This window comes from Enterococcus sp. AZ011, assembly GCF_050548355.1.
GTDB lineage: Bacteria > Bacillota > Bacilli > Lactobacillales > Enterococcaceae > Enterococcus > Enterococcus faecalis.
This window is the reverse complement of record NZ_CP172959.1, coordinates 2,118,703-2,139,006: the sequence shown is the minus strand read 5'-3', so window position 1 is coordinate 2,139,006 and position 20,304 is coordinate 2,118,703. Positions and strand designations below refer to the sequence as shown.

The 20,304-nt window shown below is 37.4% G+C and carries 22 protein-coding genes; 20 read left to right on the top strand and 2 right to left on the bottom strand.

The window, feature by feature from the left end; translation table 11 throughout:
- Nucleotides 1-13 precede the first annotated feature (13 nt).
- On the bottom strand, nucleotides 14-667 hold the full coding sequence (locus IGL36_RS10280) for a CPBP family intramembrane glutamic endopeptidase (RefSeq protein ID WP_010709849.1): 654 nt from the start codon (nucleotides 665-667) through the stop codon (nucleotides 14-16).
- 18 nt (nucleotides 668-685) lie between these two features.
- Nucleotides 686-862: a hypothetical protein gene (locus tag IGL36_RS10275; RefSeq protein WP_002356530.1), complete on the bottom strand. Its 177-nt coding sequence runs from the start codon at nucleotides 860-862 to the stop codon at nucleotides 686-688.
- A 232-nt stretch (nucleotides 863-1,094) separates the two neighbouring features.
- On the opposite strand from IGL36_RS10275, the gene groES reads away from it, so the two are divergent.
- The 20 genes from groES (at nucleotide 1,095) to atpA (ending at nucleotide 20,289) form a co-directional block, all read left to right on the top strand.
- Nucleotides 1,095-1,379 carry a co-chaperone GroES gene (gene groES / locus IGL36_RS10270; RefSeq protein ID WP_002356531.1) on the top strand — a complete coding sequence of 95 codons (285 nt, stop codon included), beginning with the start codon at nucleotides 1,095-1,097 and terminating at the stop codon, nucleotides 1,377-1,379.
- 56 nt (nucleotides 1,380-1,435) lie between these two features.
- A complete protein-coding gene (gene groL, locus IGL36_RS10265) occupies nucleotides 1,436-3,061 on the top strand; it encodes a chaperonin GroEL (RefSeq protein WP_002362559.1) in 1,626 nt (541 codons plus the stop codon).
- Nucleotides 3,062-3,368: 307 nt separating this feature from the next.
- Nucleotides 3,369-4,088 carry a response regulator transcription factor gene (locus tag IGL36_RS10260; RefSeq protein ID WP_002368880.1) on the top strand — a complete coding sequence of 240 codons (720 nt, stop codon included), beginning with the start codon at nucleotides 3,369-3,371 and terminating at the stop codon, nucleotides 4,086-4,088.
- 23 nt (nucleotides 4,089-4,111) lie between these two features.
- Nucleotides 4,112-4,822, top strand: a complete 711-nt coding sequence (locus IGL36_RS10255) for a hypothetical protein (protein WP_002397987.1) — start codon at nucleotides 4,112-4,114, stop codon at nucleotides 4,820-4,822.
- 16 nt (nucleotides 4,823-4,838) lie between these two features.
- A complete protein-coding gene (locus IGL36_RS10250; protein ID WP_002397988.1) occupies nucleotides 4,839-6,386 on the top strand; it encodes a glucosaminidase domain-containing protein in 1,548 nt (515 codons plus the stop codon).
- 218 nt (nucleotides 6,387-6,604) lie between these two features.
- Nucleotides 6,605-7,015: a GtrA family protein gene (locus IGL36_RS10245; RefSeq protein ID WP_002356537.1), complete on the top strand. Its 411-nt coding sequence runs from the start codon at nucleotides 6,605-6,607 to the stop codon at nucleotides 7,013-7,015.
- Nucleotides 7,016-7,092: 77 nt separating this feature from the next.
- Complete coding sequence (locus IGL36_RS10240) at nucleotides 7,093-8,577, top strand: nicotinate phosphoribosyltransferase (protein WP_002356538.1); 1,485 nt, start codon at nucleotides 7,093-7,095, stop codon at nucleotides 8,575-8,577.
- A 2-nt stretch (nucleotides 8,578-8,579) separates the two neighbouring features.
- A complete protein-coding gene (gene nadE, locus IGL36_RS10235; RefSeq protein ID WP_002356540.1) occupies nucleotides 8,580-9,407 on the top strand; it encodes an ammonia-dependent NAD(+) synthetase in 828 nt (275 codons plus the stop codon).
- Nucleotides 9,408-9,575: 168 nt separating this feature from the next.
- A complete protein-coding gene (locus IGL36_RS10230) occupies nucleotides 9,576-11,405 on the top strand; it encodes a heavy metal translocating P-type ATPase (RefSeq protein ID WP_002397989.1) in 1,830 nt (609 codons plus the stop codon).
- Nucleotides 11,406-11,496: 91 nt separating this feature from the next.
- Nucleotides 11,497-11,781, top strand: a complete 285-nt coding sequence (locus IGL36_RS10225) for a (4Fe-4S)-binding protein (protein ID WP_002356543.1) — start codon at nucleotides 11,497-11,499, stop codon at nucleotides 11,779-11,781.
- On the top strand, nucleotides 11,771-12,046 hold the full coding sequence (locus tag IGL36_RS10220) for a GNAT family N-acetyltransferase (RefSeq protein WP_002356545.1): 276 nt from the start codon (nucleotides 11,771-11,773) through the stop codon (nucleotides 12,044-12,046). Before IGL36_RS10225 ends, IGL36_RS10220 begins: the two co-directional genes overlap by 11 nt.
- 167 nt (nucleotides 12,047-12,213) lie before the next feature.
- Nucleotides 12,214-12,450 carry a preprotein translocase subunit SecG gene (gene secG / locus IGL36_RS10215; protein WP_002356546.1) on the top strand — a complete coding sequence of 79 codons (237 nt, stop codon included), beginning with the start codon at nucleotides 12,214-12,216 and terminating at the stop codon, nucleotides 12,448-12,450.
- Nucleotides 12,451-12,595: 145 nt separating this feature from the next.
- The gene (locus IGL36_RS10210; protein WP_002384145.1) at nucleotides 12,596-13,369 is read left to right on the top strand and encodes an alpha/beta hydrolase; all 774 of its coding nucleotides are present in this window, start codon (nucleotides 12,596-12,598) and stop codon (nucleotides 13,367-13,369) included.
- Nucleotides 13,369-15,738, top strand: coding sequence for a ribonuclease R (gene rnr / locus IGL36_RS10205; protein WP_002356549.1), 2,370 nt, complete (start codon nucleotides 13,369-13,371; stop codon nucleotides 15,736-15,738). The genes IGL36_RS10210 and rnr overlap by 1 nt, the downstream gene beginning before the upstream one ends.
- A gap of 12 nt (nucleotides 15,739-15,750) precedes the next feature.
- A complete protein-coding gene (gene smpB / locus IGL36_RS10200) occupies nucleotides 15,751-16,215 on the top strand; it encodes an SsrA-binding protein SmpB (protein ID WP_002356550.1) in 465 nt (154 codons plus the stop codon).
- Between the two features lie 302 nt (nucleotides 16,216-16,517).
- On the top strand, nucleotides 16,518-17,237 hold the full coding sequence (gene atpB / locus IGL36_RS10195; protein WP_002356551.1) for a F0F1 ATP synthase subunit A: 720 nt from the start codon (nucleotides 16,518-16,520) through the stop codon (nucleotides 17,235-17,237).
- A 48-nt stretch (nucleotides 17,238-17,285) separates the two neighbouring features.
- Entirely contained in the window at nucleotides 17,286-17,507 is a 222-nt protein-coding gene (atpE, locus tag IGL36_RS10190; protein WP_002356552.1) for an ATP synthase F0 subunit C, read from the top strand.
- A 137-nt stretch (nucleotides 17,508-17,644) separates the two neighbouring features.
- Complete coding sequence (gene atpF / locus IGL36_RS10185; protein WP_002362573.1) at nucleotides 17,645-18,175, top strand: F0F1 ATP synthase subunit B; 531 nt, start codon at nucleotides 17,645-17,647, stop codon at nucleotides 18,173-18,175.
- Nucleotides 18,162-18,704, top strand: coding sequence for an ATP synthase F1 subunit delta (gene atpH / locus IGL36_RS10180; RefSeq protein ID WP_002356554.1), 543 nt, complete (start codon nucleotides 18,162-18,164; stop codon nucleotides 18,702-18,704). Before atpF ends, atpH begins: the two co-directional genes overlap by 14 nt.
- Before the next feature lie 28 nt (nucleotides 18,705-18,732).
- Complete coding sequence (atpA, locus tag IGL36_RS10175) at nucleotides 18,733-20,289, top strand: F0F1 ATP synthase subunit alpha (protein WP_002356555.1); 1,557 nt, start codon at nucleotides 18,733-18,735, stop codon at nucleotides 20,287-20,289.
- Nucleotides 20,290-20,304 lie beyond the last annotated feature (15 nt).

Genomic DNA, 20,304 nt, shown 5'->3' with positions numbered 1-20,304 from the left:
GAAGGCCCTTTTCTTATTGAATTGTACCATTATGCAAAAGTAGTTGAACAATAATCACAATCGTATTCATGCCGCAATGGGCAATAACTGAGGTCCAAATTTTTCCAGTTTGCTTGTACAAAAGAGCAAAGAAAAATCCCATAAAGAAATAAACAAAAAAGTGACCATCGGCATGTGCGAGTGAAAAAATCGCCGAACTAACAGTAGCCGCAATCCAGAAATTTGTAAAAGGCTGGATTAAATGGATAAATGCATAACGAAAGACGAATTCTTCCATAATCGGACCACCGATAGTAGTTGCCAAAATAAATAAAGGATTTGCCAAAATCACCGCTACAATAGCTTGTGTATTTTGAGAAGTAGCTTGTTCTCCTGTGATGGCTACTTCAATGGCAAAAGTAACCCCTTGAATCAGCATGGCAATGAAAATCCCACTAACACCTAGTAAAAAAATAAAAATAGGTGATTTCAAGGTTGCTGTTTCCTCTAAAGGAGAAGGTTCTGTTGTTTTTAAAAAGATGCCAATCATTACAAGGGCGCCAATAATGTAGAGAGCAGTTGTCACATTAATCGCTGCATTGGGGGAAATACCCGAAAAAAGTAACGGCCCGAAAAAAGCGATAATGTATGTGACTAAAATAAATAAACTTGATTTTCTTAAGGTCATGGTTAATCCTTTCTATAATTATTTTTTACGATTATTGCGATATCCTAATAAAAGAAAAACGAATAAGAAAAAGAAAAGAGATTCCCAAAGTGTCGAAACAATTCCTTCTGTGACACTGAAAACAAGATTTCCTAAATTCGCTATCACAAAATAAACGAAGGTTGCTATTAATGCTGTAAGTAAACGTTGTTTCATTTTATTCGCCTCCAATCGTAGTCAATTTATTTTACCATGAATTAAAGGATTGGAAAAACATTCCATGAAAAAAGAATACGCAATAAAAAATGCGTATCTTATAATTGACAAGAAAAAGAGAGAAAAGACTTGCATTTTTAGAGTGAAATGAGTATTATAAATAGTGTGAGTTAGCACTCTTATGTATCGAGTGCTAAAATAAGCGAAAACTTTTTATTTGGAGGGATTTATTGTGTTAAAACCATTAGGCGATCGCGTCGTAATTAGAGTCGCGAAAGAAGAAGAAAAAACTGTTGGAGGAATTGTTCTTGCATCCGTTGCAAAAGAAAAACCACAAACAGGTGAAGTTATCGCAGTAGGTGAAGGTCGTGTGCTTGAAAATGGCACAAAAGTTCCGATGGAAGTAAAAATTGGTGACACAGTAATGTTTGAAAAATATTCAGGAACAGAAGTGAAATACGAAGGCGTAGAATACTTAATTGTATCAGCCAAAGACATTATTGCCACTGTTGAATAATAAACAACTTTTACAGAATAATATAATAGAAGAAAAAATTATGAGGTGAAGAAATCATGGCAAAAGAGATTAAATTTGCAGAAGATGCACGTGCAGCAATGCTACGCGGAGTAGATGTATTAGCAGATACAGTGAAAGTGACATTAGGCCCTAAAGGTCGTAACGTTGTTTTAGAAAAATCATTTGGTTCACCATTGATTACTAACGATGGAGTAACAATTGCTAAGGAAATTGAATTGGAAGATCATTTTGAAAACATGGGCGCAAAATTAGTTTCAGAAGTTGCTTCTAAAACGAATGATATTGCTGGTGACGGAACAACAACAGCGACTGTTTTGACACAAGCCATTGTTCGTGAAGGCTTAAAAAACGTAACTGCTGGAGCTAACCCATTAGGTATTCGTCGTGGGATTGAATTAGCAACAAAAACAGCAGTAGAAGAATTACACAATATTTCATCTGTAGTTGATTCAAAAGAAGCGATTGCACAAGTCGCTGCTGTTTCATCAGGTTCTGAAAAAGTCGGCCAATTAATTGCTGATGCAATGGAAAAAGTTGGTAACGATGGCGTAATTACCATTGAAGAATCAAAAGGGATTGAAACAGAATTAGATGTGGTTGAAGGAATGCAATTCGACCGCGGTTATTTATCTCAATACATGGTTACTGACAACGATAAAATGGAAGCTGTTTTAGAAAATCCATATATCTTAATTACCGACAAAAAAATCTCAAATATTCAAGATATCTTACCTTTATTAGAACAAATTCTACAACAAAGCCGTCCACTATTGATCATTGCGGATGATGTTGATGGAGAAGCTCTACCAACATTAGTATTGAACAAAATCCGTGGTACATTTAATGTTGTCGCAGTAAAAGCGCCAGGATTTGGTGACCGCCGTAAAGCGATGCTTGAAGATATTGCTATTTTAACAGGTGGTACAGTAATCACTGACGACTTAGGATTAGAGTTAAAAGACACAACCATTGAAAACTTAGGAAATGCTAGCAAAGTAGTTGTCGACAAAGATAACACAACAATTGTCGAAGGTGCTGGTTCAAAAGAAGCCATTGATGCCCGCGTTCATTTAATTAAAAACCAAATCGGCGAAACAACGTCTGATTTTGATCGTGAAAAATTACAAGAACGTTTAGCTAAATTAGCTGGCGGGGTTGCTGTCGTTAAAGTCGGTGCTGCAACTGAAACAGAATTAAAAGAATTAAAATTACGAATTGAAGATGCGTTAAACGCAACACGTGCCGCTGTAGAAGAAGGCATGGTTTCTGGTGGTGGTACCGCACTTGTCAATGTAATTGGTAAAGTCGCTGCGCTAGAAGCTGAAGGCGATGTGGCAACAGGGATCAAGATTGTCGTTCGTGCATTAGAAGAACCAATCCGTCAAATCGCTGAAAATGCTGGTTATGAAGGATCAGTGATTGTTGACAAACTAAAAAATGTTGACTTAGGTATCGGATTCAATGCAGCTAACGGTGAATGGGTAAACATGGTTGAAGCCGGTATTGTTGACCCAACAAAAGTAACTCGTTCTGCCTTACAAAATGCAGCTTCCGTGTCAGCTTTATTATTAACAACTGAAGCAGTTGTTGCAGATAAACCAGAACCAGCTGCACCAGCTCCTATGATGGATCCATCAATGGGCATGGGCGGTATGATGTAAAAATGTAAAAGTATTGTATTCTAAAAGCTTACGATTGAAAAATCGTAAGCTTTTTTTTACATAAAGAATAAATAATCTAAATAATATCTTTGCTTATAGTATTTTCTCAAATATTTACTCATTTAACAAAAAAGATGATAATTTAAAGGCTTCGTTTTAGCTAGACAGCCTTGTTTTTATTCGATAAAATTTAGTAATAACAATCATTTTTTGAAAACTAGTAGTTGGTAATTTTTATTTATTAATAGAATATAAATAAAAATTATTATATTTTGAAGGGGAATATTAGGAAGATTGAGGTGGAAAAATGGAAAAATATACAATTGGTGTCGTTCCTTTGACAATTGAAACAAAAGAATACTGTCAAAATTGGTTTGTTAGTAATCAAGTAGAATGTCAGATTATCCAAGGAACAAATATACTTCTTCATTTGCACCATATTGATGGATTAGTGATTGAAGTTACTGATCACCAGCAAGTAAATACTTGTTGTGAGTTATTAATGACGATTCGCAAGCAGTCAGATTTACCGATTTGGTTATTTTCTCGGACAGAAGTAATTAGTAAAGTCAATCGAATTATTTATTTACAATTAGGTGCAGATGGCGTTTTTGATCATTCTTATGATCGTCAAGAATGCATGTTAAGCATGAGTAATTTATTGCAACGTGTAAAAAGACGTTTTTATCCTAAATTAGTTAGTGCAAACGAGGAACAAACCGTTACTAAGAATCTTTCTGAGAGATTGTATTTAATTGCGCCAAATTTGAGTGTTTGCTTGGGAAGTGGAGAAGAAATTCTTTTAACAAAATTGGAATTTTTCACAATAGAGTATTTATACAAACACGCAGGACAAACAATTACATATGAAGAACTCTACAAAAATGTCTGGAAAGATACTGCGAATGAACGAAAATATCGTGTCGCTAATGTGATTTTCCATTTGCGCAAAAAAATTGAACAAGATGTGAACAAACCACAATATATCAAAACAATTCGTTCAAAAGGCTATATGTTAACGGTGTAAAAGGTACGAAGGAGGAGAAAAAGATGTGGCAATTTTTGACTAAAAACAATGAAGATGAGGAGTATGAGAAGATGCCGGATTTTGAAAATGAACAATCGATGAAAGCACAACCAACGGTAACAGAAGAAGCAATCTTTGATGACGAGGTCGTTTATGCAAAAGAGCAAGCTGCAAAAGTAAAGCAGGTCCAGCAACAAGTGCCGACTGAACTGTCAGAAGAGTCATTTTCTTTTGTTGAAAAACTAGAAGAAGAAAATCAATTATATCAGCAATCCATTAAAAAGCTAACGGAGCAATTATTAATGCGAACCAATGAAGTGGAAGCATTACAAAAACAAGTAGTCGAAAAAGATGTGCAACTTAAACAGCTTAAAGAAACGTTAAGTGATAAAGAAGCAACTATTACTTCTTTACAGAAACAATTGTCTGAAGAAAAGATGCAACAGAGACAGACCAGTGAAGAGAATTTAGACACAGCCGTTACGCTTTCTCAAAAAGAAATTGGCGAAGTCTTATTAGAAGCCAAACGTCAAGCAAAAGAAACAATTGCCCAAGCTAACCAACAAGTTGCAACAGTTCATGAAGAGATGGAACAACGTTTAGCAACTTTAACACGCATGAAGCAAGTGGCAAGAGAGTACCAAGCTTATTGTGAACAAATGCTGACAATCAAGAATGAATCAACAGGAACGTACCAACAGATAGAGCAGTTATTAGCAGAAATAAAGAGGTAAATGAAGGAGAAATGCGATGAAAAAAAGAAAGGCAAGATATTTGAAGTTGGTATGTCTTGGAGTCTTAGGGACTTATGCGGGCGCCAGTTACTACAATTCGGAACCATTAATCGCTCAAGAGGAGACCAAAACGAGTCACGAAAGCCGACAGCTAATACTGGAAGAAAAAAGAGCGGACCAAGTCAATCAAGACCAAGGAACTCTTACTTCTTCAACGCTGAACGAAACAATAATAAGTTCGTCTGAACAACAAGAAAGTTCAACACAAAATGACAGCAGTGACCATCAGGAAAATAATGTGGAACCTTCAGAATCTGAAAATAGTTTACCGCCACAAGAAAAGACAATTGCTAGTACTAAACCAACCGAATCGTTACAAAATGAGCAACTAGTGTCTGAAAAGCGTAAAATACTCACTGAGAAGCCGCCTCATAATCAGGAAGCACAAAATTCTACATTAACTGAAAAGACCAAAGAGCCGTTGGTACATTCAGAGATAGACAACAGTCAAGAAAAGGAAAAGCAAGCAGGAATTCAACAACAAGCCGAGGCAAATTTTGTTGTCCAAGAGAATGCTTCTACTTCTGAGTTTATTAGAAAAATTGGTGAAGAAGCACGAGTTATTGGTCAGCGACATGATCTATACGCTTCTGTCATGATAGCTCAAGCTATTTTAGAGAGTGGCTCGGGCAATAGTGCGTTAGCGGCGCCGCCTAATTATAATTTGTTTGGCATTAAAGGCGCTTATCAAGGTCAAAGTGTCAGCTTTCCCACACAAGAAGATGATGGTAAAGGGAAGATGACCACCATTCATGCCGATTTTCGTCAGTATCCATCCTATAAAGAGTCATTAACAGACTATAGTAAATTAATCATCAATGGGCTGGCTGGTAATCCAACGTTTTATCACAGCGTTTTGAAAGCAAACACGACGAATTATCAGCAGGCAACAAAATTTTTGACAGGTCGTTATGCAACGGATACATATTACGATAAAAAATTAAACGCGTTGATTGAAACCTATCAATTAACTGAATACGATCAAGAAAAGAAGAAACCAGTAGTGACTAATTTGGCAGAAGAAAAGAAACCTTCGTTTGATAAGGAAGCAGTCAAAGAACAGCTAAAAAAAGAAGCAGTCATCTATGAAGTAAGCAAAGGAGATTCTCTCGCCACCATTAGCCAGACGTTTGGTGTGTCAGCAACAGCCATTTTAAAGCAAAATTCAAAGACTCAAGAAATGTTTTATATTGGCCAAAAGATCACGATTCCTCAGCATACAGCGGCGACTTCTCTAGAACCGAAAGAACAAGCGTTACTTCAATCACTAATAATCAGTAAATCGGTGACTAATGCTTTGGAAACAGCAGAGCAATCAAATGGTACAGCGAATGCCTCAAAAACAGAGTCTACTGAGTATTATGAAGTAAAAAGAGGAGAGACACTCGCAAAAATTGCTAAAAAAACGGGCTATTCCTTAACCGCCCTCAAGCAGGCAAATGGCTTAACGTATTCTGTATTAACCGAAGGACAAACGATAGCACTTCCTAAGCTAAAGGACTAATGCTGATTTAACTTATTGGTCGATAGAGTCAATATATTATTAGACGAAGAGTAGAGGAAAAGTTCATTCATGGATGAACTTTTCCTCTACTCTTACTATGTTTTTCATAAATACTTAATAAATAGTAAAATTAGCAAGAGAATTGTGTCTTTACACAAAATAGATAGGTTTTCTTGCCGAAGTTTGATAAAATGATTAGTTGAAAGGATGCGTGAAAATTGAAAGAATTATTTCGTAAATACCGAGAAGTACTGGCTTATTTATTTTTTGGTGGTGCAACGACTGTCGTCAACTTAGTTGTGTTTTTTGTTTGTCAAAATGTGTTAGGGTTGGATTACAAGATAAGTAACACAATTAGTTGGTTTTTATCTGTTCTATTTGCCTTTTTCACGAATAAATATTGGGTATTCGCAAGTAAGCATGAAAGCATAGCTGGTTTTTTTAAAGAAATGGGCTTATTTTATTGGTACCGAATTTTATCTTTTGTGGCTGATATGGGTTTAATGATTCTCCTAATTGATGGCATTCATTTTTCATCGTTTTGGGCGAAAATGATTACACAAGTTGTAGTAGTGATTTTAAATTATTTCTTCAGTAAATTTTTCATTTTTAAAGAAAAAGAGGTCTAAGCAGATTTTAGGCTAAAAAAAATTTTTTTGTTATAATATAAACAAGTTTTTAATACAAAGAATAGAGGTAGAAAACGATGGACTATACATATGCAGATGATAGTTTGACATTGCATACAGATATGTATCAAATCAATATGATGCAAACATACTGGGAATTAGGGAGAGCAGATTTACATGCTGTTTTTGAATGTTACTTTAGAGAGATGCCCTTTAATCATGGCTACGCAATTTTTGCAGGTTTAGAACGTTTAGTCAATTATCTCGAAAATTTAACGTTTACAGAATCTGATATTGCATATCTCCGAGAAGTTGAAGAATATCCAGAAGATTTCTTGACGTATTTAGCAAATTTTGAATTTAAATGTACTGTACGCTCTGCTTTAGAAGGGGATTTGGTTTTTAATAACGAACCGTTAATTCAAATTGAAGGTCCTTTGGCACAATGTCAATTGGTAGAAACTGCCTTGCTAAATATGGTGAATTTCCAAACATTAATTGCGACAAAAGCGGCTCGAATTAAATCCGTGATAGGCGATGATCCTTTATTGGAATTTGGAACACGCCGGGCACAAGAATTAGATGCTGCCATTTGGGGCACAAGAGCCGCCTATATTGGTGGGGCGGACGCGACAAGTAATGTTCGTGCTGGTAAAATTTTTGGTATTCCGGTTAGTGGGACTCATGCCCATTCATTGGTTCAGTCGTATGGAAATGATTATGAAGCATTCATGGCGTATGCCAAAACACATCGGGATTGCGTTTTCCTTGTTGATACGTATGATACTTTGAAAGCGGGAGTGCCAAGCGCAATTCGAGTAGCTCGAGAAATGGGGGATAAAATTAATTTCCTAGGTGTGCGGATTGATAGTGGCGATATGGCTTATATTTCTAAACGAGTTCGTGAACAACTGGACGAAGCAGGCTTTACTGAAGCAAAAATTTATGCATCGAACGATTTAGATGAAAATACGATTTTGAATCTAAAAATGCAAAAATCAAAAATTGATGTATGGGGCGTGGGTACCAAGCTGATTACCGCCTATGATCAACCGGCTTTAGGAGCGGTGTTTAAATTAGTTTCAATTGAAGGTGAAGATGGTCAAATGAAAGATACCATTAAACTATCTAGCAATGCTGAAAAAGTGACAACACCAGGGAAAAAACAAGTCTGGCGCATTACACGTAAATCTGATAAAAAGTCAGAAGGGGACTATGTGACACTTTGGAACGAAGATCCTCGCCAAGAAGAAGAAATTTATATGTTCCATCCCGTTCATACCTTTATTAATAAGTATGTCCGTGATTTTGAAGCACGGCCAGTACTCCAAGATATTTTCGTTGAAGGAAAACGTGTGTACGAATTACCAACTTTAGATGAAATTAAACAATATGCAAAAGAAAATTTAGATTCACTTTGGGAAGAATACAAGCGGGACTTGAATCCGCAGAAATATCCAGTGGACCTTTCAACAGATTGTTGGAACCACAAAATGAATTTATTGGAAAAAGTGCGTAAAGACGTTAAACATTTAACGGAAACGGTGAATAAGGAGGCCTAGAAATGACAACACTTCAAGAAAAAATCATTCAAGAGTTAGGTGTTTTACCGACAATTGATCCAAAAGAAGAAGTTCGTAAAAGTATTGATTTTCTGAAAGCTTATTTAACTAAACATCCTTTTTTAAAAACCTTTGTCTTGGGAATTAGTGGCGGACAAGATTCAACATTAGCTGGGCGCTTAGCACAATTAGCGATGACTGAAATGCGCGAAGAAACAGGAGATATGTCGTATCAATTTATTGCGATTCGCCTTCCTTACGGTGAGCAAGCAGATGAAGCTGATGCACAAGCCGCGCTAGCCTTTATCCAGCCAGATGTTTCTTTACGAGTGGATATTAAACCAGCAGTGGATGCAATGGTTGGTTCGCTAGAAAACGCTGGCGTTCAAATTAGCGATTTTAATAAAGGGAACATGAAAGCACGTCAACGTATGATTACACAATATGCAGTAGCTGGCGAAAATGCTGGCGCAGTAATTGGCACAGACCACGCAGCCGAAAATGTGACAGCTTTCTTCACCAAATATGGCGATGGCGGAGCGGATATTTTACCGTTATTTCGTTTAAATAAGCGCCAAGGAAAAGCTTTGCTGAAAGAACTTGGGGCACCAGAAGCCTTGTATCTAAAAATACCAACAGCTGATCTAGAAGATGACAAACCGTTAGTTGCAGATGAAGTTGCCTTAGGTGTCACGTATGATGCCATTGATGACTATTTGGAAGGCAAAAAAGTCTCGGAAACAGATCAACAAACAATTGAAAACTGGTATAAAAAAGGACAACACAAACGGCATTTACCCATTACAATTTTTGATGATTTTTGGAAATAAAAACACAGACCATCGGCGAATGAACGATGGTCTGTGTTTTTTTTACATAACTACTTTTCAGAAAGTAAACGTTGCTACAGCAACTATCCTATGATAATGAAAGTCGTTTTCATTTAGGCGTTTTCACTTTCTTTTTCAAAACAGAAAAGGTACGCTCAATAATGTAAAGTGAATGATGGGAGAGAAAAAGAGATGAAGCATGTAACAAAATTGGGGATTACAATTATAACAGGAGTTTTGGCATTATTATTTGAATTTATTTTACATCAGCCGAATTGGGCGTATGGTATTATTTTAATAACAGGTTCTGTAATGGCGTTAATGATGTTCTGGGAAATGATTCAAACCTTACGTGAAGGAAAATATGGTGTCGATATTTTAGCGATTACCGCTATCGTTGCAACTTTAGCTGTGGGAGAATACTGGGCCAGTTTGATGATTTTAATTATGTTGACTGGTGGGGATTCATTAGAAGACTATGCCGCTGGAAAAGCTAACCAAGAGCTGAAGTCATTATTGGATAACTCGCCACAAAAAGCTCATCGTTTGAATGGCGAAAATTTAGAAGATGTTTCTGTTGAGGAAATCAATGTTGGCGATGAATTAGTAGTAAAACCAGGGGAACTAGTTCCAGTTGATGGCTTGGTAAAAACCGGGACATCAACAGTCGATGAATCTTCATTAACAGGAGAATCAAAACCAATTGAAAAAAATCCTGGGGATGAATTAATGTCGGGTTCCGTGAATGGTGATGGCTCCTTGAAAATGGTTGCTGAAAAAACTGTAGCAGACAGTCAATATCAAACGATTGTGAACTTAGTGAAAGAATCTGCGGCACGTCCAGCTCATTTTGTACGTTTAGCAGACCGCTATGCGGTACCTTTTACACTAGTTGCCTACCTAATTGCAGGTGTTGCTTGGTTTGTTTCAAAAAGTCCGACACGTTTTGCGGAAGTCTTAGTTGTTGCTTCGCCGTGTCCTTTAATTCTATCTGCCCCAATTGCTTTAGTGGCAGGGATGGGTCGTTCAAGTCGTCATGGGGTCGTTATTAAATCGGGAACGATGGTCGAAAAATTAGCTTCTGCAAAAACGATTGCGTTTGATAAAACAGGCACGATTACGCAAGGACAACTTTCTGTTGATCAAGTCCAACCAATCGATGCGGAAATAACTGCTGCTGAATTAGTGGGATTGGCAGCAAGCGTGGAACAAGAATCAAGTCACATTTTAGCTAGATCAATTGTTGCTTATGCCAGAAAGCAAGATGTCCCATTAAAAAATATTACAGATCTAGCGGAAGTTTCTGGTGCTGGCGTGAAGGCATTTGTGGATGGTGCTGAGATACGGGTAGGTAAAAAGAATTTTGTGACACAAGAGTCTCAAACAACTGAAAAAATTGATAAAACGACTATTCATATTTCACGTAATGGCACATATTTAGGCCGAATTACTTTTACAGACACAGTACGACCAGAAGCAAAAGAGACTATGGAAAAATTACACCAATTACATCTTCAACGAATTTTAATGCTGACGGGGGATCAAGAATCCGTCGCAGAAACGATTGCTGCAGAAGTAGGAATTACCGAAGTACATGGGGAATGTTTACCACAAGATAAGTTAACTATTCTAAAAGAATTGCCCAAAGAAAACCATCCAGTCATCATGGTAGGGGATGGTGTAAATGATGCACCTTCGCTTGCTGCTGCAGACGTAGGTATTGCTATGGGCGCTCATGGAGCTACTGCGGCTAGTGAAACTGCTGACGTTGTTATTTTAAAAGATGACTTAAGTAAAGTCAGCCAAGCGGTCGAAATTGCCCAAGATACCATGAAAATTGCCAAACAATCTGTATTAATCGGAATTTTTATCTGCGTTTTACTAATGCTAATTGCTAGTACCGGGATCATTCCGGCGCTAATCGGGGCTATGCTACAAGAAGTCGTGGACACTGTGTCAATCTTATCTGCTTTGCGTGCTCGTCGAATTGGCAAGTAAGGTGGAACAATTAATTGCCTGAATGTCCAGCTTAGTGTTAAAATAAAGGTACGTTTTTAATATTAATAAGTTACAGGGGAGAGATTGTGCAATGAAAGGAAACCAAATAGATGGGCAACCAGTCACGGAAGAACAACTATTAAAAGAAGGCTACCGTAAATATACTGGGGAAGGAATTGATATCTTTTATAATAAAGATATTTGTGAACATATTGGTAATTGTGTTCGTGGAAATCCAGAAGTCTTTGAAGTTGGTCGGAAACCATGGATTATTCCAGATAACGGAAGTGTTGAAAATGACATGATTGTAGTTGATTCATGTCCAAGTGGTGCTCTAAAATATATTCGGAAAGCAGGGAACGAATATGCAAATTAAAGAAGAAAACAATCGTTTTGCTCTATATAACGATGAAAACCAAGAAATTGGTGAAATGACTTGGTCAGATGCTGGCGAAAGCATGATGATTATTGATCATACGTTTGTTGATCCAACTTATCGTGGACAAAAATTAGCTGAAAAACTTGTTTTAGCCGGTGTTGAAAAAGCGAGAAAAGAGCATAAAAAAATTATTCCGCTATGTCCATTTGCCAAAAAAGAATTTGATACTAAACCTGAATACGGAGACGTATTGAGAAAATAAAGAAGAAACTAGCAACAGCCGCAAGTAGAAATCTGATTCCTACTTGCGGCTGTTGTTATTAGAGACAAATAAGGAAAGACATTAAATTTCACTGGTGTTTACAGATAAAATATGCTACATTAAAGTAGATGAATTTCGCATATTTGTATAAAAAGGAGAATTAACGCATGTATAATCTAATCTTAACGTTGGTCATCATTTTATCTGTTTTAATCGTCATTACTGTTATGATGCAACCAAGCAAACAAAACAGTGCAGCAAGTGCCTTCACTGGCGGTGCAGATAAATTATTTGGGAAGCAAAAAGCGCGCGGTTTTGAAGCTGTTATGCAACGCTCAACAGCAGTTCTTGGCGCAATTTGGATGATTTTATTATTTGTTTTGGCGTTCTTATCTTCAAAATAAGTACGTAATCTTTTAAAATGACAAGTTTAGAACAGAGAGATGAGTGCGGACACTTATTTTTCTGTTCTTTTTCTTTCTGAAAAAGTCTTTGAAACTTATCATTTCGGAAGGTTTTCTTTTGAGAATATGATAGAATGAAGCTGAGGTGAGCGAAGTGGCAAAAAAAATCAATTTACCGAAGCCGTTATTTTCAGAAAAAGGAAAACGGGCGGTCCTTTTATTACATGCTTATTCTGGCAGCAGTAATGATGTACGGATGTTAAGCAGACGTTTAGAAAAAGAAAATTATACTGTCTATTCGCCTAATTTTTCAGGACATGGCACGCTAGTTCCTGAAGATATTTTAGATCAAACAACGGAACAATGGTGGCAAGATACACAAGAAGCAGTCGCTTTTTTGAGAGAAAGAGGTTACCAAGAAATTGCCATTTTTGGTTTATCAATGGGCGGGATTTTCAGTATGCATGCATTAACGGAACAATTAACAGGATTAATTGGTGGTGGATTTTTCTGTTCACCTATCTACCCTGTCGAAAATAAAGTCCCAGAAAATTTTGTATTATACGCAGAAAATGTGATGAAAATCGCAGAAGTTCCTGCAGAGGAACAACAAAGCCGGTTGCAATCGATTGAGCAACGAGTCAAACAACAATTAGGAGCGATTGAAACGATTGCTAGTCAGACGGCTGACAAACTAAACAAAATCCACGCACCTCTTTTCTTAGCGCAAGCTGGCAAAGATGAAATGATTGAGCCAATGGGCGTCTATCAAACGGCCCAAGCGCTAACACAAGCACGTGTGACCTTACAATGGTACCCAAACAGCGGACATGTCATTACGGTGAGTGGAGAACACAAACAATTAGAGCAAGATGTGGTGCAATTTTTAGCAACACTACCTTGGAATGAGGAGAAATAATGACAAAACAAACAATTAAAGAGCAAATTTTACATTTCATGGAAAGCCAAAAAAAGAAAAGCTTTTCAATGGAAGAAATTGCACAAGGCTTGAATTTAGAAAAAAGTTCAGATTTTAAAATTTTAGTGCAAACCATTGCACAAATGGAACGAGAAAAGTCAGTTAGTTTCAACAAAAAAGGCAAAGTCCTGTTACCAATGAAAGACTTATTAATAGAAGGAACGTTTCGTGCAAATGAACGAGGCTTTGGTTTTGTAACCATCGATCCTGAAGAACCAGATGTTTACATTCCGAAAGAGGCAACGAACTTTGCAATGGATGGGGACACGGTTTTAATCGACGTGATCCAACATGCGGATCCTTTTTCAGATCGCGGCGCAGAAGGTAAAGTCAAAGAAATTAAAGAGCGAGCAGTGAGCCAAGTTGTCGGAGAATTTGTGGCATATAGTGAAGAAGAAATGGCAGAAATGGGACTGTATGGCTACATGATTCCCAAAGATAAGAAATTGAATCAGTATACTGTATCAATTGCACCTGAAGGGATTAAGCCAGTAGATGGTAGTATTGTCATTGCTGAAATTACCTATTATCCAGATCAAGAATATCCGACAAGTATGGAAGGACTAGTCAAACAAGTGATTGGTCATAAAAATGATCCAGGAATGGATATTTTATCAATCGTGGTGGCTCATGGAATTCCCACAGCATTTCCTGATGAAGTTTTGGCTGAAGCGGACCAAGTACCAGAAACTATTGCAGAAAGTGATTTAGTCGGTCGTCGGGATTTACGTGATCAGTTGATTGTGACGATTGATGGAGAAGATGCGAAAGATTTAGATGATGCAGTAACGGTACAAAAGTTAGCAAATGGCAATTTCTTTTTAGGGGTGCATATTGCAGATGTTTCTTATTATGTAACTGAAGGAAGCCAATTGGATATGGAAGCGTATGAACGTGGCACAAGTGTCTATTTGACTGACCGAGTTGTGCCAATGATTCCGCAGCGATTATCAAATGGGATTTGTTCGCTAAACCCACATGTTCCACGTTTAACCATGAGTTGTGAGATGGAAATTACACCAGAAGGAGAAGTTATTTCGCATGAAATTTTCCAAAGTGTAATCCAAACAACGGAGCGAATGACCTATACAGCAGTCAATGAAATTTTAGAAGAGCAAAAACCTGAAACGTTAGAACGCTACAAAGAGCTAGTTCCCATGTTTAAAGAGATGGGCGAGCTGCACCATATATTAGAAGAGATGCGTATGCGCCGTGGTGCGATTTCTTTTGAAGATCGTGAAGCCAAAGTCCTAGTTGATGAAAATGGTCATCCCCAAGATATTCTTTTACGCACGCGTGGCGTGGGTGAACGATTAATTGAATCCTTTATGTTGGCAGCGAATGAAACTGTGGCACGTCATTATCATGACTTAAAACTGCCATTTATTTATCGGATTCATGAACAACCAAAAGAAGAAAAAATGCAACGTTTCTTTGATTTTGCTGCAGTACTTGGCATTCTTGTTAAAGGAACAAAAGAAAACATTTCACCGAAAGATTTACAAAAAGTTTTAGAGCAAGTTGAAAATAAGCCGGAAGAAGTGGTTATCAATACGATGTTGCTAAGAAGTATGCAACAAGCGAAATACTCAGAAGACAACTACGGACACTATGGGTTGGCTGCTGAATATTATACGCATTTCACTTCACCAATACGTCGTTATCCAGATTTAATTGTGCATCGTTTGATTCGTAGCTATAGCCAAGATCAATCTGAAAAAAATCAAGAAAAATGGAACGAAGCATTACCAGAAATTGCCAATCATAGTTCAAGTATGGAACGTCGCGCAGTTGATGCAGAGCGTGAAGTGGACGCCATGAAGAAAGCCGAATTTATGGTAGATAAAGTGGGAGAAACGTATGACGGGATTATCAGCTCAGTCACAAAATTTGGTATCTTTGTGGAACTGCCTAATACAATAGAAGGCTTGATTCACGTGAACAACTTAAAACAAGATTATTTCCACTTTATTGAAAATCATATGGCGTTAGTTGGTGAACGGACGGGAATGACTTTGAAAATTGGTCAGAAAGTTCAAATCCGTGTTGAAAAAGCTGATCCAGAAACAAGAGAAGTTGATTTTGAATTGATTTCAGCTGAGGAAGTCGCGCCAGTCGAAGGACCAAAAGGACGTAAAAAAGGTAAAGCCAATTCTTCAACTCGTTCAAATAATCAACGAAGAAATAAAAAAGATGAATCATTTGATGGTAAGAAAAAGAAAAATAAGAAAAAAGGCAAAGGTAAAAAACAACCTTTTTATAAAGAAGCAATGAAACAAAAAAATAAAAAAGGGAAAAAGAAGAAGTAGAGGAGGTCGCTTATGCCAAAAGGGGAAGGAAAATTAATCGCACAAAACCGCAAAGCTAGACATGATTATTCAATTATCGATACGGTTGAAGCAGGTCTTGTTTTACAAGGAACAGAAATCAAATCTATTCGAAATGGTCGTATCAATTTAAAAGATGGTTTTGCGCGAATTCGAAACGGAGAAGCCTTTTTGTATAACGTTCATATTAGTCCATATGAACAGGGCAATATTTTTAATCATGACCCATTACGTACCAGAAAATTATTATTACACAAAAAACAAATTAATAAGTTAATCGGCGAAACCAAAAATACAGGTATCACATTAGTACCTTTGAAGGTCTATATTAAAGACGGCTATGCCAAAGTTTTGATTGGTTTAGCTAAAGGGAAAAAGCAGTACGACAAGCGTGAAGACTTGAAACGTAAGGAAGTTGACCGACAAATCAGCCGAACATTAAAAAATAACCGACGTTAAAAATGTAAATTTATTCTTTTTCGCATATTTGCTTGCCTTTCTTCGGATTAGGTGTAAAATCTGGTAAGTGTTGAGTAAATGAATGTAAATGATTCATTTTTTAATCGCTTCGGAAAGCAGTACCACCCTGCATTAGATTGGTTTATGGAAAAGGTTTTCCAACCAATTTTCAACACATGAAATTTTAAAAGTAAACTATTTGTAAATTATCAACAAGTGGTGGTACGATAGCTTTGCCAGGGATTATCACTCAGGAGTAGGATGAAACTTCTGAAAGATTGTTGGAAAAGAGGTGAATTGATTTGGAAGAGAAGAAATTACTCTTCAATATCGGACCAATTTGGTTTGATGGAACCATTGTTTTGATGGTGCTGTTGACGTGTATCATTGTTTTCGCCTTTGTCTATGCTTGTACGAGAAATATGAAGCTACGACCTAAAGGCAAACAAACGGTCATCGAATGGTTAGTGGATTTTATTCGTGGAATCATTACAGACAATTTACCTCGTAAAGAAGTGAGCAATTTTCATTTAATGGCGTTTACCCTGTTCATGTTTGTACTTGTTTCAAACATCTTGGGTCTCGTTACAAAAATCGTTGTGGGCGACGATCTCAGCGTTTGGAAAAGTCCAACCGCCGATCCAATCGTAACCTTAACGTTAGCGATGATGATGATTGTCTTAACACACTTCTTTGGTATGAAACGCTTTGGTTTTAAAGGCTATCTAGTTAATAGTTATTTAAGACCCGTTGGTTTCTTACTACCGGTAAAATTAATGGAAGAATTCACGAATCTATTAACATTAGGCTTGCGTTTGTACGGAAACATTTTTGCCGGCGAAGTTCTCTTGGGCTTGATTGCTGGAACCGTAGCAAGCGTTGGATTATGGGTTATCCCACTAGCAATTCCGCTAGAAATGATTTGGGTAGCATTCTCAATCTTTATTGGATGTATCCAAGCGTTTATCTTTGTGACACTTTCAATGGTTTATATGTCACACAAAATTGAAACAGAAGAATAATCAAGAAATACGAAGGACAAAAATTATCTTTTAGGAGGATTTTACACAATGGAAGGATTAAATTTTATCGCAGCAGCAATTGCAATTTTCGGTTCAGCTATCGGAGCCGCTATCGGTAACGGACAAGTTATTTCAAAAACAATCGAGTCAATGACTCGTCAACCAGAAATGTCTGGTCAATTAAGAACAACAATGTTTATCGGGGTCGCTTTAATCGAAGCTGTGCCAATTTTAGGTGTCGTTGTTTCTTTATTACTTTTATTCAGATAAGCAATAAAATGGAGGCAGGACGCTGATTATTATCGGGACCGTCACTGCTTTCTTCTATCTTTAGCCTTTTCAATAGCTGGTGATAAAGCAGTTGAAGAAGCTAAATCGATTTTTGCAAGAAAGGAAGTTGAGACTTCATGCTACTTACTATATTGGTAGTCGGTGAAACGGCTCCTAGTACCACACTAGGCACGATGATTGTTGTCAGTGGTGCATTTTTAATCTTGATGCTCTTATTAAAGAAATATGCATGGGGAGCAATCGTAGATATTTTGACACAACGTGAAGAAAAAATTGCCAACGATTTAGACTCTGCAGAACAATCTCGCGTAGCAGCAGCGAAAATGGAAAAAGAACGTCAACAACAATTACTTTCTTCCAGATCAGAAGCAGCTGAAATTATTAAAAACGCGAAAGAAAGTGGAGAACAGACTCGCCAAAAAACATTAAAAGAAACAACTGCGGAAGTTACTCGCTTACGCGAAAAAGCTCGGACAGATATTTCTCAAGAACGTGAAGAAGCATTGTCTTCAGTAAAAAATGAAGTGGCAGATCTTTCTCTTCAAATTGCAGCCAAAATTTTAAATAAAGAATTAACACCAGATGCACATGAAGCATTGATTGATTCTTATATTGAAAGTTTAGGTAAAGCAAATGAAACTAGATAAATATACAGTTGGTAAACGCTACGGCAAGGCTTTGTTTGAGTTGGCAGTTGAAAAGAACCAAGCTGAAGCAATTTATCAAGAATTATTGACGCTTCGCGAAGTCTATCACCAAGTACCTGGTATCGGCGATATTTTAAGTGATGATCGCTTAGAACCTTATGAAAAAGACAGCATCATGGAAAAACTAGTAACAGGTTTTAGTGAAATGATGCAAAACTTTTTGCGAGTGGTTTACGAATATCGTCGCATGTACGATCTGCTCTTGATGATTGATGAATATGAACGACGTTATGATGAGCACCAAGGACTAATTTTGGGTTCAGTGACAACAGCCATTCCTTTATCAAAAGAACAACATCAAGCAATGGAAGAAAAAGCTGCCCAATTATTAGGGTATGAACAAGCGCATTTAGTCAATTTAATTGACCCGTCAATTGTCGGCGGAGTGGTTATTGAAGCAAACCATCAAGTAATCGATGGCAGCATCCGCAAACAATTAGAACATATGCAGCAGAAGTTATTAAAATAATCTTTAGGACTACAAAGAGGTGAATTGAATGGCTATCAAAGCAGAAGAAATCAGTGCCTTGATTAAAGAACAAATCGAAAACTATCAACAACAGCTTGCTGTTGAAGAAGTTGGAACAGTCACTTACGTCGGTGACGGAATTGCCCGCGCCCACGGTTTAGAAAATGCCATGAGTGGAGAACTTGTTGAGTTTTCAAACGGTTCATACGGAATGGCACAAAACTTAGAAACAAATGATGTAGGGATTATTATCCTTGGCGATTTTGAAACCATTCGTGAAGGAGATAAAGTACAACGCACAGGCAAAATCATGGAAGTACCCGTTGGGGAAGCTTTGATTGGCCGTGTTGTTAATCCATTAGGTCAACCATTAGATGGTTTAGGCGAAATTAAAACAGACAAAACACGTCCTGTGGAAGCAACAGCTCCAGGTGTTATGCAACGTCAATCTGTTGCTGAACCAATGCAAACTGGCTTAAAAGCCATTGATGCCCTAGTACCAATTGGTCGTGGACAACGGGAATTAGTTATTGGAGACCGTAAAACAGGGAAAACATCGATTGCAATTGATACAATTATTAACCAAAAAGGACAAGATGTAATTTGTATTTATGTAGCGATTGGTCAAAAAGAATCTACTGTTCGTAACCAAGTAGAAACACTTCGTAAATTTGGTGCCTTAGATTATACAATCGTTGTGACTGCAGGGGCTTCACAACCAGCACCATTACTTTACATTGCACCATATGCAGGAACTGCAATGGGTGAAGAATTCATGTATAACGGCAAACATGTCTTAATTATTTTTGATGACTTATCAAAACAAGCCGTGGCTTATCGTGAACTTTCTCTACTATTACGCCGTCCACCAGGTCGTGAAGCTTATCCAGGGGATGTCTTCTATTTACACTCACGTTTGTTAGAACGTGCAGCTAAATTAAGTGATGAATTAGGTGGCGGTTCAATGACAGCTTTACCATTCGTTGAAACACAAGCAGGCGATATTTCTGCTTATATTCCAACAAACGTTATTTCAATCACTGATGGACAAATTTTCTTAGAAAGCGACTTGTTCTATGCAGGCACTCGTCCAGCCGTTGATGCTGGGTTATCTGTTTCTCGGGTCGGAGGATCAGCGCAAATCAAAGCAATGAAAAAAGTTGCCGGAACGCTTCGTTTAGACTTAGCTAGTTACCGTGAGTTAGAAGCCTTTACACAATTTGGCTCTGATTTAGATGCGGCAACACAAGCTAAATTAAACCGTGGTCGTCGTACGGTAGAAATTTTAAAACAAAAACTACATGCGCCACTGCCTGTAGAAAAACAAGTCTTAATTTTATATGCGTTAACACACGGCTTTTTAGATAGCGTGAGCGTAGATAAAATTTTACACTTTGAACAAGATTTATTCGATTATTTTGATGGCAAACATGCAGACTTACTGGAAACCATTCGTACAACGAAAGACTTACCAGATACTGATGCATTAGATGCAGCGATTACAGAGTTTTCTGAAATGTTTGCAGCGGCAAACAACAGCGGAGATTCAGCCAAAGAAGCTTTAGAAAAAATCGATAACGCATAAGAGAGGTGAGCGACA

Excerpts from the sequence above, each read along its gene's own strand:
- IGL36_RS10280 (WP_010709849.1), bottom strand. The coding sequence starts at position 667 with ATGACCTTAAGAAAATCAAGTTTATTTATTTTAGTCACATACATTATC.
- IGL36_RS10275 (WP_002356530.1), bottom strand. The coding sequence starts at position 862 with ATGAAACAACGTTTACTTACAGCATTAATAGCAACCTTCGTTTATTTT.
- groL (WP_002362559.1), top strand. The coding sequence starts at position 1,436 with ATGGCAAAAGAGATTAAATTTGCAGAAGATGCACGTGCAGCAATGCTA.
- IGL36_RS10260 (WP_002368880.1), top strand. The coding sequence starts at position 3,369 with ATGGAAAAATATACAATTGGTGTCGTTCCTTTGACAATTGAAACAAAA.
- IGL36_RS10255 (WP_002397987.1), top strand. The coding sequence starts at position 4,112 with ATGTGGCAATTTTTGACTAAAAACAATGAAGATGAGGAGTATGAGAAG.
- IGL36_RS10250 (WP_002397988.1), top strand. The coding sequence starts at position 4,839 with ATGAAAAAAAGAAAGGCAAGATATTTGAAGTTGGTATGTCTTGGAGTC.
- IGL36_RS10240 (WP_002356538.1), top strand. The coding sequence starts at position 7,093 with ATGGACTATACATATGCAGATGATAGTTTGACATTGCATACAGATATG.
- nadE (WP_002356540.1), top strand. The coding sequence starts at position 8,580 with ATGACAACACTTCAAGAAAAAATCATTCAAGAGTTAGGTGTTTTACCG.
- IGL36_RS10225 (WP_002356543.1), top strand. The coding sequence starts at position 11,497 with ATGAAAGGAAACCAAATAGATGGGCAACCAGTCACGGAAGAACAACTA.
- IGL36_RS10220 (WP_002356545.1), top strand. The coding sequence starts at position 11,771 with ATGCAAATTAAAGAAGAAAACAATCGTTTTGCTCTATATAACGATGAA.
- secG (WP_002356546.1), top strand. The coding sequence starts at position 12,214 with ATGTATAATCTAATCTTAACGTTGGTCATCATTTTATCTGTTTTAATC.
- rnr (WP_002356549.1), top strand. The coding sequence starts at position 13,369 with ATGACAAAACAAACAATTAAAGAGCAAATTTTACATTTCATGGAAAGC.
- smpB (WP_002356550.1), top strand. The coding sequence starts at position 15,751 with ATGCCAAAAGGGGAAGGAAAATTAATCGCACAAAACCGCAAAGCTAGA.
- atpE (WP_002356552.1), top strand. The coding sequence starts at position 17,286 with ATGGAAGGATTAAATTTTATCGCAGCAGCAATTGCAATTTTCGGTTCA.
- atpF (WP_002362573.1), top strand. The coding sequence starts at position 17,645 with ATGCTACTTACTATATTGGTAGTCGGTGAAACGGCTCCTAGTACCACA.
- atpH (WP_002356554.1), top strand. The coding sequence starts at position 18,162 with ATGAAACTAGATAAATATACAGTTGGTAAACGCTACGGCAAGGCTTTG.
- atpA (WP_002356555.1), top strand. The coding sequence starts at position 18,733 with ATGGCTATCAAAGCAGAAGAAATCAGTGCCTTGATTAAAGAACAAATC.